This is a genomic window from Pseudomonas sp. PD9R, assembly GCF_019200975.1.
Classification (GTDB): Bacteria; Pseudomonadota; Gammaproteobacteria; order Pseudomonadales; family Pseudomonadaceae; genus Aquipseudomonas.
Window position 1 is genome coordinate 35,173 of the sequence record NZ_JAHTMR010000017.1, and the last position, 14,511, is coordinate 49,683.

Consider the following 14,511-nt stretch of genomic DNA (forward strand, 5'->3'; position numbering starts at 1 on the left):
CCCCATCCCCCTGTAGGAGCTGCCGCAGGCTGCGATCTTTTGATCTTGCTGTTCACAATCAAAGTCAAAAGATCGCAGCCTGCGGCAGCTCCTACGGATACGCGTAGAATCACCCTCTGAATTAAATGAGAGGTTTGCAGTGGTGGATTTACCGCAGGGCTTCGTCCTGACCCGGCATTGGCGCGACACCCCGACCGGCACGGAAGTCGAGTTCTGGCTGGCGACCGATACCGGTCCCCGGCGCATCCGCCTGCCTCATCAGCCCTCAGTGGCATTCATCCCCGAAGCCCACCGCGAGCAGGCCGAGGCGCTGCTGCATGACGAAAAGAACGTCGAACTGCGAGAATTGGCCTTGCAGGATTTCGAACACCGTCCGGTGCTCGGCCTTTATTGCCAGCAGCACGGGCAATTGATGCGCCTGGAAAACGCGCTGCGCAGGGCCGGTGTCGAGGTGTTCGAGGCGGATGTGCGGCCACCGGAACGCTATATGATGGAACGCTTCATCACCGCCCCGGTGCGTTTTGGTGGTACGCCGGGTGCCGATGGCCTGTTGATTGATGCGCAAATGAAGCCTGACCCCGGCTACCGGCCGAACCTCAAACTGGTCTCGCTGGACATCGAAACCACCGCCCAGGGCGAGTTGTACTCAATCGCCCTGGAAGGCTGCGGCGAACGTCAGGTGTACATGCTCGGCCCGCCCAATGGCGACGACAGCCAAGTGGATTTCCAGCTCGAATACTGCGAGTCCCGGACTCTGCTGCTGAAAAAACTCAACGCATGGTTCGCCCGACACGACCCGGACGCGATCATCGGCTGGAATGTCGTGCAGTTCGACCTGCGGGTGCTGCACGAACACGCCAGGCGCCTGGCGGTGCCGCTGAAACTGGGGCGTGGTGGCGAGGAAATGCAGTGGCGTGAACACGGCAACGGCAACCACTATTTCGCTTCCGCCGCTGGCCGCTTGATCATCGACGGCATCGAAGCCCTGCGCTCGGCGACCTGGAGCTTCCCGTCGTTCAGCCTGGAAAACGTCGCGCAAACCTTGCTAGGCGAGGGCAAGTCGATCGACAACCCGTACCAGCGCATGGACGAAATCAACCGTATGTTCGCCGAGGACAAACCGGCGCTGGCCAAGTACAACCTCAAGGACTGCGAGCTGGTCACACGGATTTTCGCCCAGACCGAGTTGCTGACATTTTTGCTGGAGCGAGCCAGCGTCACCGGGTTGCCGGTAGATCGCATGGGCGGTTCGGTGGCGGCGTTCACTCACCTCTACATGCCGCTGATGCACCGCCAGGGCTTCGTCGCGCCGAACCTCGGCGGGCGCCCGCCGCAAGCCAGCCCCGGCGGATTCGTCATGGACTCGCAACCGGGGTTGTACGAGTCGGTGCTGGTGTTCGATTACAAAAGCCTCTATCCCTCGATCATCCGCACTTTCCTCATCGACCCGGTGGGCTTGATCGAAGGACTCAAACATCCCGATGACAGTGAGTCCGTGCCGGGCTTTCGCGGGGCGCGTTTTTCCCGCACCCGGCATTGCCTGCCCGCCATTGTTGCCCGTGTCGCCGAAGGCCGGGAGATTGCCAAGCGCGAACACAACGCGCCGCTGTCCCAGGCGCTGAAGATCATCATGAACGCTTTCTACGGCGTGCTGGGTTCCAGCGGTTGCCGCTTCTTTGATACGCGCCTGGCTTCATCCATCACGCTGCGTGGTCACGAAATCATGCTGCGCACCCGCAAGTTGATCGAAGACCAGGGGCACACGGTGATTTACGGCGACACCGATTCGACCTTTGTCTGGCTGCGCCGCGCCCACGGTCAGCAGGAGGCCGCACAGATCGGCCGCGCGCTGGTGGATCACGTCAACCAGTGGTGGCGCGAGCACGTGCAGCAGGAATACGGGCTGGAAAGTGCGCTGGAACTACAGTTCGAAACTCACTACAAACGCTTCCTGATGCCGACCATTCGCGGTGCGGAGGAGGGCAGCAAGAAGCGCTATGCGGGGCTGGTCACCCGTGCCGATGGCACCGATGAAATGGTCTACAAAGGCCTGGAAACCGTACGCACCGACTGGTCGCCGCTGGCACGGCAGTTCCAGCAGGAGTTGTACCTGCGCATCTTCAATCGCAAACCTTATCAGGACTATGTGCGCGATTATGTGCGCAAGACCCTGGCCGGTGAGTTCGACGAACGCCTGATCTACCGCAAACGCCTGCGCCGTACCCTCGACGACTACCAGCGCAACGTCCCGCCGCATGTGCGGGCGGCGCGTATCGCCGACGCTTACAACGACCAGCAAGGCCGCCCGCGGCAATATCAAAATGGCGGCTGGATCAGTTATGTGATCACCGTCGCCGGTCCTGAGCCGCTGGAGATTCGCAGCGCACCCATCGATTACGACCATTACGTCACGAAGCAATTGCAACCGGTGGCCGACGCGATTTTGCCGTTTGTCGACGACGATTTCTCAACCCTGATCGGTGGGCAATTGGGCCTGTTTTGAGTCCATCAGTGACAATGTCCAGTCGTCCAGAATGCCGTGGAAGTACTGGTTCAAGGCTTGATGGAAGGGGCTGTCGTCGTCGGCGACCTGAGCAAAGAGTGTCATCGATGAGTGGAATTTCAGATCATCGGGATGGCCGAAAATCTCCGCCACCGAACGTTGCGGGATATTCAGCACTTCTTGTGTGCACGTCCGAAGCCGCGCGCCCAGCAATGGATGGTCGAGATAGGCTTGGGCTTCCTCCCGGGAGCGGATCGCGAAGCGTCGGGACATATCACTGCTCCCCAACCCGGCAAACTGCGGAAAGATGAACCACATCCAATGTCTGCGCTTGTGACCGGCATTCAACTCAGCCTGAACCCGGTCGAACACCGGGTCCTGCGCCTGAACAAAGCGCTGCAGGTTAAAGGCGTCAAGCGCATCGGTGCTTCTCATATTGAAGCCCTCGGGCAGACTGCGATGGCTCAGACCATGGCCAAGCGCTGCTTGCGTTGTGGCGCGCGAAACGCTTGGTCCAGCGCCTCCAGATCCCCAGCCTCAAGCGTCAATTGCGCCGCGTGTGCGTTAAGTCGCACGTGCTCGGGGCGTACCGCTTTAGGGATGGCGATCACCCCATCCTTGCGCAAAAGCCATGCCAGTGACACCTGTGCCGGCGTCACATCGTGACGGGCGGCCACTTGCCTGAGCGTGGCATGGGTCAACATCTTCCCACCCTGACCAATCGGACAATACGCCATGACAGGCATTTTGTGCTGCTGGCACCAGGGCAGTAAATCAAATTCTATGCCGCGCTCTTCCAGGTTGTAGAGCACCTGATTGGTGGCGCAGGCCGGAGCGGGCAGTTTCTGCAGATCGTCGACGTCGAAATTGGACACGCCCCAGCGACCAATCTTGCCGGCTTCGCGCAGCTGTTCGAAGGCTTCGATTGTTTCCTCAAGGGGATATTGGCCGCGCCAATGCAGCAGGTAGAGATCGATGTAGTCGGTGTTCAGTCGACGCAGACTACGCTCGCAGGCCTGGGGAATGCCTTGGCGGCTGGCGTTGTGCGGATAGACCTTGCTGACCAGGAAAACCTCGTCGCGCTGGCCGGCGATGGCTTCACCCACCACGATCTCGGCGCCACCGTCGGCGTACATCTCGGCGGTGTCGATCAGCGTCATGCCCAACTCGATGCCCATGCGCAGGGCCGCCACCTCTTCACTGTGCCGGGAGCGGTCTTCGCCCATTTTCCAGGTGCCTTGGCCGATGACCGGCACGTTGACGCCGGCCAACTCGAGAGAACGCATGCAAATCTCCGTCTAAGTCCAGATCAATATTACTGTTGGCATTAGCATAGCTTCCGGGTTCCGCCAGAAGATCAAAAGATCGCAGCCTGCGGCAGCTCCTACATGACGTCGCGATTTTTTGATCCTGGCTTTGCCGGTGATCGATTGATGACTGTCTACACTGCACTTTTTCGCAACGACCGGCTCTATCCATAGCCAGGTTGCGGCGACTCCCGCCGCGCAAACATGTGCCAGCCCATCCCTTATGGTTCGAGCGTTGCCCCTTCACCGTTACCGAATTCGCCTGCTGGCCGGCCTGTTGCTGCTCTGCGCCAGCGGTTGCAGTCATCAGGACGGCAACGACTTTTTTACTCAGATGCGTGAAGGCAAGCCCCAGGAATTTCTGCAAACCAGTGTCGACCGCATGGCCACCCTGACCATGCGCGACAACCTCGACAGCCTGTACCTGCTGATGAGCAAACTGTACCTGCGCAATCCCGACGAGCTGAAAAAATCCGGTTTCCTTGACGCCCGCACCGCCGGCAAACAAGTGCGCATGGCCATCGAACAGCAGCAGTCGCTGCCCACGCTGGGTGGCAAAAAAGACCTGGCGGCGTTGCGGTTTGCCATGAGCCCGGAGTTCCTCGGCGACCGGGTCGGTGCGTTCATCTATGCCATCGGCAGCATGCTGGTCACCGCCCACGGCAATCGCCTGGAGTTCTACATGACGGACGCGATCAACCCGACGTTTGTCAGCAACGCCGCACGCAACATCGAAATCGCTACCTGGATTTTGAGCCAGCGGCAAAAACAGGACGGCCAGCCGCTGCTGTTTTCCAATGAGATTTCGGAAGAGGGCAGCAACCTGAGTTTTGCCGTGGAGTTCGGCAAAATCGTTGCACGCCTGGATCTGTTGACACAGATGCTGGACGAACGGTATCGGCGCATTGGCCTCAATTACGCCCAGAGCCTGTTGTTCCTGAATTTCCTGCCCGTCCAATAACCCCCTGTAGGAGCTGTCGAGTGGAACGAGGCTGCGATCTCTTGATCTTGAAAAATCAAAATCAAAAGATCGCAGCCTCGTTGCACTCGACAGCTCCTGCATCGGGATGTTCTGGGCATAAAGATAGATCGCATCGATATAACTGGTTATAAGAATTATCGCTATGCTGCGGGCCAGATTTTCCTTGCAGTCTATGTGGACGTATCAATGGAATTAGTGAACATCGGGTTGATTGTGGCCGGGCTGGTGGTCGGCTTCATCGTCGGCATGACTGGCGTGGGTGGCGGGTCGTTGATGACCCCCATCTTGCTGGCGTTTGGCATCAACCCCGCTACCGCGGTCGGCACCGATTTGCTGTACGCGGCCATCACTAAATCCAGCGGCGTGCTGGTTCACAGAAAGAACAACAACATCGATTGGGCGATTACCGGTTGGCTGACCCTCGGCAGCGTGCCGGCCGTGGCGCTGACGCTGTGGTTCCTCAGCAGCTTGCACAGCGCCCCCGATGCCATGAACGCGATCATCAAACAGGCTTTGGGTTTCGTCTTGTTCGCTACCGCGCTGGCGATCCTGTTCAAGAAGCGTCTGCTGGATTTCGCCCACAAACGTGCTGGCGGCAATTACAACCCGAGTGGCACGCGCCTCAATATCCTGACGGTCATCACCGGCCTGGTGCTCGGCACCATGGTCGCACTGACTTCCATCGGCGCCGGCGCTTTGGGCACCGTGGCGTTGTTCATTCTCTATCCGCTCCTGCCGACCCGTCGCCTGGTGGGCACTGAAATCGCGCACGCCGTGCCGCTGACCCTGGTCGCCGGTCTTGGTCATGCGAGCATGGGCAATATGGATTGGCACGTACTGGGTTTCCTGCTGATCGGTTCGCTGCCGGGGATTTACCTGGGCAGCCACCTGACGGGCCGCATTTCCGATGAACTGCTGCGTCCGTGCCTGGCAACCATGCTGTTGCTGATCGGTTACAAACTGGCCTTCTGATTGCTTGCGACACGCCAACTTCCATTCGCGGGTGAAAATTTCCAGCCGATGCCCGTCCGGGTCATCGAAATACACCCGCCGCCTACCCGCGTAATCAAATATCTCCTTCGAGCGCTACGTTCAGCCTGTTGCGCAATGACCGCCCTGACCTAAGCTTTGGGCAAGGCGAAACACATTTGCGGAGCGTCACCCGGAACGATCGCCGCGATGCGCAATCATTAGAGCGTGGATATCAAAAGGAGATGCGCATGCTCATCAGGTCACTGACCCTGGCTACCTTGCTGGCAGTTGCCGGCCCCTTGTTCGCCGCCGATGGCGACTCACCGCTGGATATGGACAAGGGCAGGGCCCGTCCCCTGATCATTATTGCGCCGAGCACCGTTGACCCGGTTTGGGTGAGCCTGAAAAAGTCGCTGGAGGATCCGGCCAACAAGCAGGGTGTTGCGCAGCGCAATATCAAGGTGTACAGCGTGCTGAACATGTTCGGCCAGCTCGATGGCAAGGATCTCGGCCAACAGGACACCATGGCACTCATCCGCTCGTTGAAACTCGGTGCCGGTGCGTTGCCCAAAGTGATTCTGGTGGGCAAGGACGGTGAGGTGAAGCTCGAAAGGTCAGGGGAGGAGTCGAAGTCGGTCGATCTGAAGAAGGTCTTCGACACCATCGATGCGCTGCCGGCGGAGGAGAAGGAAGCCGCCGCATACGCCCCGCCACCGGTCGCCGCCGAGCCGGCCCCGGCCAAGGGCGCCAAAGGCACCAAGCCCGGCAAACCAGCGAAACCCGCCAAGCCTGCTGAGCAACCCGACGATTGACCGAGCACTGACCACCTGATCCATGTAGGAGCTGCCGGAGGCTGCGATCTTTTGACTTTGCTTTTAAAAATCAAAAGATCGCAGCCTGCGGCAGCTCCTACCGGTTTTGCATCGATCAACGGTTACCAGTTGTAGCGATAACCGGCATTTACCGCCCAAGGCTGTTCAATATCGCTGCCTTTGGTGTACCCGCCTTCGACGAAGAAATGGTGCTTGTCAGCCACCGACACCATTAACCCGCCACCGAGTTCGCCCCGTGACCCCGGCAGGCGGCTGTCCAGTTTTACCCCGCTGACCTTCACGTGACTGTCGCCAGCATGTTCGGTCATCCAGGTGGCCTTGGCATAAGGCTTGACCGCGACGCCGTTGCCCCATTGCAGATCGCGCCCAAGCACGCCGCCGACTCGGCTTTGCATCGAGGTCATCGCATCCTGTTCGACGCTCAGGCCATTGCTGGCGGTGTAGTGCCCGCGACCGATGCGGCTCATCTGCAGCCCTGCTTGAGGTTCGACGAACCAGCCTTGACCCAGTTCGACATGCTTGCCGAGTTGAACATCAGCGCTCACCGCATGGTTCTTGAAGTGTGCGCTGACCTTTTTTCCGAGGTTGCTGGTGATGTCGATGTCGTTGTCCAGCCGGCTGTACTTCAGAGCGCTGTCGATATGCAAACCGGAGCGGTCGAGATAGCTGGCATAGGCCCCGAGAGTCGTACTGTCGATGGTGCCTTTGCTGGCCTCACCGAAATCCTGTCGTCCCTGGCCTTGGCCGACCAACCCGCCCACGTAAAGCGTTCCATCAAGAAAGGGCAGGGCTTTATCGGCGCCGATTTCCATGCCGTTCACTTGTTGTTGGAAAGCCCGGCTGGTGCCCGTGTCCAGGCGCTGTTCGGTGCCATAGCCACGCGTCCACAAACCACCCTGATCCTTGCCGGAACGCAATTCGCCAAAGTGTCCGGTGGTGGCGCTCATTTGCGCACTGATCAGGGCTGCGCTGGCAGCGTGACTGGCGACCGCCGCGTTGGCGCCTTTACTCAGGGTTTCAGCTTGAGGACGACGCGTCGGGATGTCGGGCTCAGCAGGGTCCGCAGGAAAACCCGGCGTTTGTGGGTCTCGTCCTTCATCCGGTTTGTTGATCGGATCGACCTCGGCGGTGTTGAGCAAAAACCAGTCTTCGCCAATGTGCTGCAATTGGTAACGATAGGCGCCGGCATCCACGGTATCGCCGTAGAGTTTGAAGTCGCCGCTGCCGCCGTTGCCATCCACCAGCATCAATGGTCGCGCGCTACCCGGCGCATTGCCCGAATCGGTGACCACCAGGGTATGCGTGTCGCTGATCGGTCCTTGCACCCTGATCAAGTCACCTTGCAATGAGGCCAGGTCAGTGTTCATCAGGAAACTGCCGTTGCCGCTCAACGGACCTTTGATCGTCAGCGTATGGAAGCCGTTAATGGCCGGATCGGCGAAGCTGACCTGACCCTCGACATGGCTCGAAAAACCCAGGATCGCGTCGCCCTTGAGCTGCAGGAAACCGCCCTGATTGATCGTCGTCTCACTGGCTTCGGCCCGATCGCCCAACACCATGAGGCCGCCCTGATTGACGAGGGTGTTGTGCACAGCGGTGCCCGCTACGCTTTCCAGCAGACCGCCCTGATTGACCACTGAATCGCTGACTGAACCGCGGTCATTGACCGACAGGACGCCGCCGTTATTCACGGTCGTGTGCTCGGCATGAGCGTCCTGATAAACAGTCATTTGGCCATTATTGACGGAGGTGTTTTTCGCGAGGGCGTCCATGTATACAAACATGGCGCCACCCTTGAGACGGGTATCGCTGACGACTGCGTTTTCCGCGACATCCAGAAAACCGCCATTGACCGTGGTGCGAAGTGCGGTGGCCGAGCCCAAGACCACCATCTGACCGTTTTGCAACAGGGTGTCGTAGGCCGCCCCGGTGTCATGCAGTTGCAGCCATCCGGTGTTCTGCACCGTCGTGCCCTGCGAAACACCTGAATCCCAGATATGGATGTTGCCATTGCTCACGGTGCTATCGATCAGGGAACCGCCGGTGCCCACATTCACCGAAGAACCATCGTTGAGCAAAAGATTGGCTTCAGCGGTGGTCAGGCACGTGAGCAGATCGCAGCTGGCGGCGAACGTCTTGAGTGGCACCAGGCCCAGCAACAGCATGGCACTGGATACCGATACACGAGAAAACCGCACACCGACCTTGAACATGGAAAGCCACCGACTGCAGAGGAAAGTGGCGGGCATTCTGCGGAGGGCGACGGTGTGGGTAACGCCGATGATTCCTGAAATATTGTAGGAAACTTCCTACGACTGGCCGTTGATACTGACCCGAATACTGTCCTGAAGCCGGGTTGTTTGCAGGGTGAAGGCTTCAAGCAATCGAGTCAGTTCCGGACCTTGAACGCCAGCCTCGCAAGCCTGTTCGAGCTGTTCACAGGTGCTGATCAACGGCGCTGCATGGATGATCCGCGCGCTGCCGAGGATCTTGTGGCAAAGACGCTTCACCGCCAACAAGTCACCCGCGGCAGACAGCTGCTGCAGTGCATCGAAATCTTCCTGATTGGTACGCAGCACCGTGCTCAGCAATTGCCGGGTCATTGCCGCATCGCCGGCCGTGATGTCGCGAACCCTGGAAATGTCGAAGCAGGGCGTCGTTTCCAGTGGCGCTTGTTCGGCCTGACGCAGGTAGTGTTCGAGGGTCGAGCGGGTCACCGGTTTGAACAGACAGTCGTTCATGCCAGCCTCGATGCAGAGCCGGACTTCCTGGGGTTGCGCATTGGCCGTCAATCCCACCACATGAGTGGCGGCGCGCCCTTCACGGGCTTCGGTCGCACGCAATTGGCGGACCATCTGCTCGCCACTCATGTGCGGCATGTTGCAGTCGGTGATGACGTAGTCGAAAGGTTGCTGGCTCCATAGGCGCAAGCCTTCCAGGCCGTTCTCTGCACACTTGACCCGCATGCCGAGGGATTCCAGTTGCCGTTGCAGCACCACGCGATTGAACTCGTGATCTTCGACGATCAGAATGTTGCGGGCGGGCAGAGGTGCAACCGGTCCAGCATCGTTGATGGGTATTGCCTCGTCCTCCGTCACGGCCGTCACGTCGAGTTCCAGGGTGAAACACGACCCTTGCCCCGGCTCGCTGACGCAAGTAAGGCGTCCGCCCATCACTTGCGTCAGTTGCTGACAGATCGCCAGGCCCAAGCCTGTGCCGACCTGCAATTCGGTGTCGTTTGAATCGAATTGCGTGTAGGGCTGGAACAATCGCTGGCGCTGTTGCTCGTTCATGCCGATGCCAGTGTCCGTCACGCGCAGGCGCAGATGGGCAGAACCGTGTGCGGGTTCCAGCGTCAGCTCAACGCCGACTGTGCCCCGCGGGGTGAACTTGATCGCGTTGCTGATCAGGTTGGACACGATCTGCCGAAATCGCAGCGAATCCAGGTCCACGGCAATGTCCGGCCCATGGTTGAGGAAAGCCAGTGCGACATTCTTCTGCTGGGCGAGGCTGGCAAAACTCTCGGCCACGGTGCTGACCAGCCTCACCGGATGACAGGCGCCGGTCCGCAGTTCGAACTTGCCGGACTCGATTTTCGACAGGTCGAGAATTTCGCCAATCAGCTCCATCATGCCGCTGGCGGATTTTTGCGCGATGTCGATCAATTGCCCGTCGGGGCGCTGGTCACGCAGCAGTTCGAGCACGCCGATCAGCGCGCTCATGGGCGTGCGGATCTCGTGGCTCATCACCGCCAGGAAGTGGCTCTTGCCACGGTTGGCTGCCTCGGCGTGATCCTTGGCCTGATGCAGCGCGTGTTGCAGGTTCTGTTGTTCGGTCAGGTCAATCCAGCCGCCAATGACCCCGGTCATGGTGCCGTCGGAATCGTGATAGGGCAGGGCCCAGTGGTAGATGTGGTAAGTCCGGCCCTTGACCGTCATGGTGAAATTGGCGAACGACGGCTCGGCGCTTTCAAGCGTCGCGCGGTGAATCCGCTTGTAATGATGGGCGTCGTCGACAGGCAGAATGTCCGCTTCGATCAGGCCCTTGTTCAACACCTGGTCGAGTTCGATATCCATCACTTGCAGGTAAGCGCGATTGCAGGTCAGCAACAAACCCTTGCGGTCGCGGACGTAAATCGGATGCGGCGTGCCATCCACCAGCACCTTCATGAACACCAATTGGTCGTTCAGGGCTTTTTGCGCTTTTTGCCGTTCGGCGATTTGCCGACGCAGTCCAAGATTCCAGGCGAGGATCGCCAGCACCACGACCATCAGGCCGAGCACGGCTCTGAAGAACCAGTTTTTGTAGGCGCTCCAGCCGCCCTGGCTTTCCTGCGGGTTTTGCCAGCGGTTGGCCAGGCTGGTGAATGTGTCTGGGCCGATGTCGAGCATGGCTTTGTCGAGGATCGAGATCAGTTCGGTGTTCTGATGGCCGGTGGCGAAACCGATCAGCGCGGGTTGGGAACCGATCACCGAGTCGATTTGCAGCCGACCGCGAAAAAACCGGTCGATCAGGTAAGCGGCGCCCATCTGTGGCTGGATCACACCGTCCACTCGACCTTCGGCGAGCAATTCATAGGTTTCGATCGGTGTGTCGACTTCCACCGGCAGAATGTCTGGCCACTCGCGCTCCAGCCAGTTGGCCGCCGCCGAGTCTTTGATGATTGCCACGCGCCGGCCTTTCAAACCGGCGAGGCCGGCATGTTCCGGCTGGATGCGGGTCACCAGTGCAAAGGGATTGACCACATAGGGGCGGGCAAACAGCAAATTGGGTTCGCGGCGTGAACTGTATGTCAGGGCACCAATGATGCTGACCGGGTCCCGTTGCGCACGGCTAGTCATCGCGTCGACCGAGGTGATATTGCTTGGCACGAACACCAGCCCGGTGCGGTCGTTGATCAACTCCAGTAAGTCGGCGGCCATGCCGCGTAATTGACCGTCAGCGTTGAAGAAGCTGAAAGGCGAGTACAAGTCGTTGGCCAACACTTCGATCTGCGGGTGATCCTTGATCCATTGCTGCTCGCCGACGGTCAATTGCAGGCGGTTGTAGGCCAGTTTCGGATTGGCACCGATGCCCCAGCGCCGAGCGATCACGGCACGTTCCGGTGGCGAGATTTTCGCCAGCGCGGTATTGAGCAGTGTCAGCAACTGGCGGTCCTGACGCCGCACCGCAAAACTGAAACCCAGACCTTCGGAGTCGCGCTGTAGGGTCTGCTTCAGGCTTTGCTGATAACTGCGCTCCAGCAGGTATTGCGCGGAAATCGCATCGGTTAGCAAAACCAGACCTTCGTCATAGGCCACCCGGCCGAGCCCCTGTTCGGTGGAGGACACCGACTCGACCGGCAATTGGGGAAACAGTGCGACTACGCGCCCCTGCGCAATCCAGTCGGGATCGAATAGCACGCGGGTGCCCGGTGGTGGCTGGTCGTTGGGCCAGTGAGTACCGAAACGGCTGACCAGCACGGCCTGGTCGTAGGCATAAGGCGCGCTCAGTAGCAGATCGCTGTAAACCGTTTCGAGGTGGTTGATGCGCGGAATCAGGTCGACTTCGCGTTGCTGCAGAGCGGCCAGCGCCTGTTCCTGAGAGGCATAACGAGTGACCTGCAAGCGCACGCCCAACGCCCGCGCCAGCACGTCGAGGTAATCGGCCGACAGGCCTTCGTAATCTTTCTGGTTGGCGGTCATGTCCAGTGGTGGGCGGTCGGGCAAGTACACGCCGACCCGCAGCACGGCCTTATGGGCCAGCCATTGGCGCTGCTCAGCGTTGAGCGTCAGGCTGACACTGCTATCGGCGGCGCGGCTGAGCAGTGACAGAGGTTCGGCGGATGCCGGGAATGACAAGAGCATCAACACGCCCAGCAGCACCCGACAGATCGTGGTCATGATTCAGACCAGATCGTTACGCTTGGCGAACTCAATCAGTTCCAGCAGCGTGGCAGCGTTGAGTTTTTGCATCAGCCGGGTTTTGTAGGTGCTGACGGTCTTGTTGCTCAGCAGCATGTCGTCGGCAATTTCCTTATTGCTTTTGCCCAGCGCCAAACCATGCAGCACCTTGAGTTCACGGCGCGAAACAGCGCTGAGCAATTGCGCATCGGTCTGGGCGAAATCGCTTTTACGCACCGAATTGAAAGTGCCGATGGGGAACCAGGTCTTGCCGCTGGCGACCGCTTTCAGGGCCGTGGCGATCTCCACCGGATCATCGATTTTCGACAGATAAGCCGCCGCACCGGCACGCATGCATTGCGCCGCATACGCCTGGCCTTTCAGCCCGGTATGCACCAGCACATGGGCCGGGCTGCCGCCGATACGCAAACGGTCAATCACCGCCATGCCATCGAGTTGCGGAATGTCGAGATCCAGCACAATCGCATCAGGCTTGAGTTCGAAGGCTTTGCTCAGCGCATCCACGCCGTTGTCGCACTCGCCGACGATCTCATGGCCTTCACGGGCCAGAATCATCCCGATCGCCATGCGCACCACCGCGTGATCATCGACCAGCAACACTTTCATCGATCAGCCCTCATGCCCTGATTCAGCATAGTCCCGCAGCGAAGTAACAGCGCCGGGAGCCTGATGCATGGCAGGTGGAATAAAAAAAGGCGCGATCGTACCCGGTTTGGTTGGCTATGCAATGAAAGGTGTCGTGCACAAGTTGATTGTGGCGGTTTTGTCGCGCGCAGTGGCCATGTAGGCGCTGCCGCGGGGCTGCGATCTTTTGATGTTGCTCTGTCAGTTACTCAAGGCACTCAATATCTGATGCGCAACCTTCACGCGCTCCGCATTCGGATAGTTTTTGTTGGCCAGAATCACAATGCCAATGCCTTTCGAAGGCACGAAAACCGCGTAGGCACCAAAGCCATTGGTCGACCCCGTTTTGTTGATCAATATCTCTTTCGACGGAGACTGAGGCGGATTCAGCCACTGAACCTTGTGCGCTTCCATGGCCATCGGCGTCGAGTTGCCGGCGAGCAATTGATCGAGCGTCACCGGGTATTTATAGAGTTCCCAACCCAGACCCTGGGTCATGTCGTCAACGCTGTAATAACCGGTGTGTGTCAGGGCAATGGCCTGCTGCAGGGGCTTTTCCAGTGTGCCGGGCCTTATGTTCGCTTCGACGAAACCGATCAGGTCAGAGGCGCTGGTTTTCACCCCATAAGCCTCGGAGTCCAGCGCTCCTGGTCCGACGCGCACGGTTTTGTCGTCCTTGCTGTAACCCTGGGCGTACAGGTCCATCTGGGCCTGCGGTACCTTGAGATAGGTGTGCTTCAACCCAAGTTTGGGCAACAGGGTGTTTTCCATCAGATCATCGAACGGCTGGCCCATGCTTTGTGCGGCCAGGTAGCCGAACAACCCGATGCTGGGGTTCGAGTATTGCCGGTGGGTGCCGGCGGGGTAGACCGGTTTCCACTGCTGGAAATAGCCGAGCATCTTGTCCGTGGAATCGGCGGCATCCGGGAATTGCAACGGCAGACCGCCAGCGGTGTAAGTGCCCAGTTGCAGCAGGCTGATGGTGTCGAAAGCACTGCCGCGCAAGGCTGGCAGCACCCGGCTGGCCTTGTCGGAGAACGACAGTTTGCCACTGGCCTGAGCATAGGCACCGAGGGTGGCGGTGAAGGTTTTGCTCAGCGAGCCGATTTCGAACAGGGTGTTTTCGGTCACCGGCTGTTGGTTTTCTTTCGAGGCCACGCCGTAGTTGAAGTAATGCGGTTTGCCGTTGAGGGTGACGGCCACGGCCATGCCGGGAATGCCCTGGGCTTGCATGACCTGGCGCACGGCGTCGTTCACCACGGACTCGATATTTTCCTGCGCAAAACAGGGGCTTGTGGCGAGCATTGCCAAGCAAATCGCAAGCATTTTCGGCCTGGCAATGCCGATTGAGTCCTTCATCGTTTTAGGGGATTTCATTGGGCTGACC

General features: G+C 59.3%; 10 protein-coding genes and 1 pseudogene. 4 read left to right on the forward strand and 7 right to left on the reverse strand.

Annotated features, from left to right (window positions below; genetic code table 11):
* Positions 1-142 precede the first annotated feature (142 nt).
* Positions 143-2,503, forward strand: a complete 2,361-nt coding sequence (locus tag KUF73_RS25850; protein ID WP_218440826.1) for a DNA polymerase II — start codon at positions 143-145, stop codon at positions 2,501-2,503.
* On the opposite strand, the gene KUF73_RS25855 is transcribed toward KUF73_RS25850, so the two are convergent.
* The gene (locus KUF73_RS25855) at positions 2,468-2,938 is read right to left on the reverse strand and encodes a DUF1810 domain-containing protein (RefSeq protein ID WP_218440827.1); all 471 of its coding nucleotides are present in this window, start codon (positions 2,936-2,938) and stop codon (positions 2,468-2,470) included. The genes KUF73_RS25850 and KUF73_RS25855 overlap by 36 nt on opposite strands.
* 29 nt (positions 2,939-2,967) lie before the next feature.
* Entirely contained in the window at positions 2,968-3,789 is an 822-nt protein-coding gene (locus KUF73_RS25860) for an aldo/keto reductase (protein WP_218440828.1), read from the reverse strand.
* Positions 3,790-4,033: 244 nt separating this feature from the next.
* Here KUF73_RS25860 and KUF73_RS25865 point away from each other — a divergent pair, with 244 nt between their 5' ends.
* Together KUF73_RS25865 and KUF73_RS25870 are read left to right on the forward strand one after the other, a co-directional pair.
* The gene (locus tag KUF73_RS25865; protein WP_218440829.1) at positions 4,034-4,771 is read left to right on the forward strand and encodes a hypothetical protein; all 738 of its coding nucleotides are present in this window, start codon (positions 4,034-4,036) and stop codon (positions 4,769-4,771) included.
* A 207-nt stretch (positions 4,772-4,978) separates the two neighbouring features.
* On the forward strand, positions 4,979-5,764 hold the full coding sequence (locus tag KUF73_RS25870; protein ID WP_218440830.1) for a sulfite exporter TauE/SafE family protein: 786 nt from the start codon (positions 4,979-4,981) through the stop codon (positions 5,762-5,764).
* A 24-nt stretch (positions 5,765-5,788) separates the two neighbouring features.
* Here the strand turns inward: KUF73_RS25870 and KUF73_RS31875 are convergent.
* Positions 5,789-5,878 (reverse strand): annotated as a pseudogene (locus tag KUF73_RS31875) (VOC family protein); the annotation flags it as partial.
* A gap of 134 nt (positions 5,879-6,012) precedes the next feature.
* Between KUF73_RS31875 and KUF73_RS25875 the strand changes: the two are divergent.
* Positions 6,013-6,576 (forward strand): DUF4174 domain-containing protein, encoded by a 564-nt coding sequence (locus KUF73_RS25875; protein ID WP_218440831.1) that lies wholly within the window; start codon positions 6,013-6,015, stop codon positions 6,574-6,576.
* Between the two features lie 122 nt (positions 6,577-6,698).
* Here KUF73_RS25875 and KUF73_RS25880 read toward each other — a convergent pair whose 3' ends face one another.
* The 4 genes from KUF73_RS25880 to ampC form a co-directional block, all read right to left on the reverse strand.
* The gene (locus KUF73_RS25880; RefSeq protein ID WP_218440832.1) at positions 6,699-8,810 is read right to left on the reverse strand and encodes an autotransporter outer membrane beta-barrel domain-containing protein; all 2,112 of its coding nucleotides are present in this window, start codon (positions 8,808-8,810) and stop codon (positions 6,699-6,701) included.
* Between the two features lie 96 nt (positions 8,811-8,906).
* Entirely contained in the window at positions 8,907-12,479 is a 3,573-nt protein-coding gene (locus KUF73_RS25885) for an ATP-binding protein (protein ID WP_218440833.1), read from the reverse strand.
* 3 nt (positions 12,480-12,482) lie between these two features.
* On the reverse strand, positions 12,483-13,106 hold the full coding sequence (locus KUF73_RS25890) for a response regulator transcription factor (protein ID WP_218440834.1): 624 nt from the start codon (positions 13,104-13,106) through the stop codon (positions 12,483-12,485).
* 219 nt (positions 13,107-13,325) lie between these two features.
* Positions 13,326-14,483 (reverse strand): class C beta-lactamase, encoded by a 1,158-nt coding sequence (gene ampC, locus KUF73_RS25895; protein ID WP_218440891.1) that lies wholly within the window; start codon positions 14,481-14,483, stop codon positions 13,326-13,328.
* Positions 14,484-14,511 lie beyond the last annotated feature (28 nt).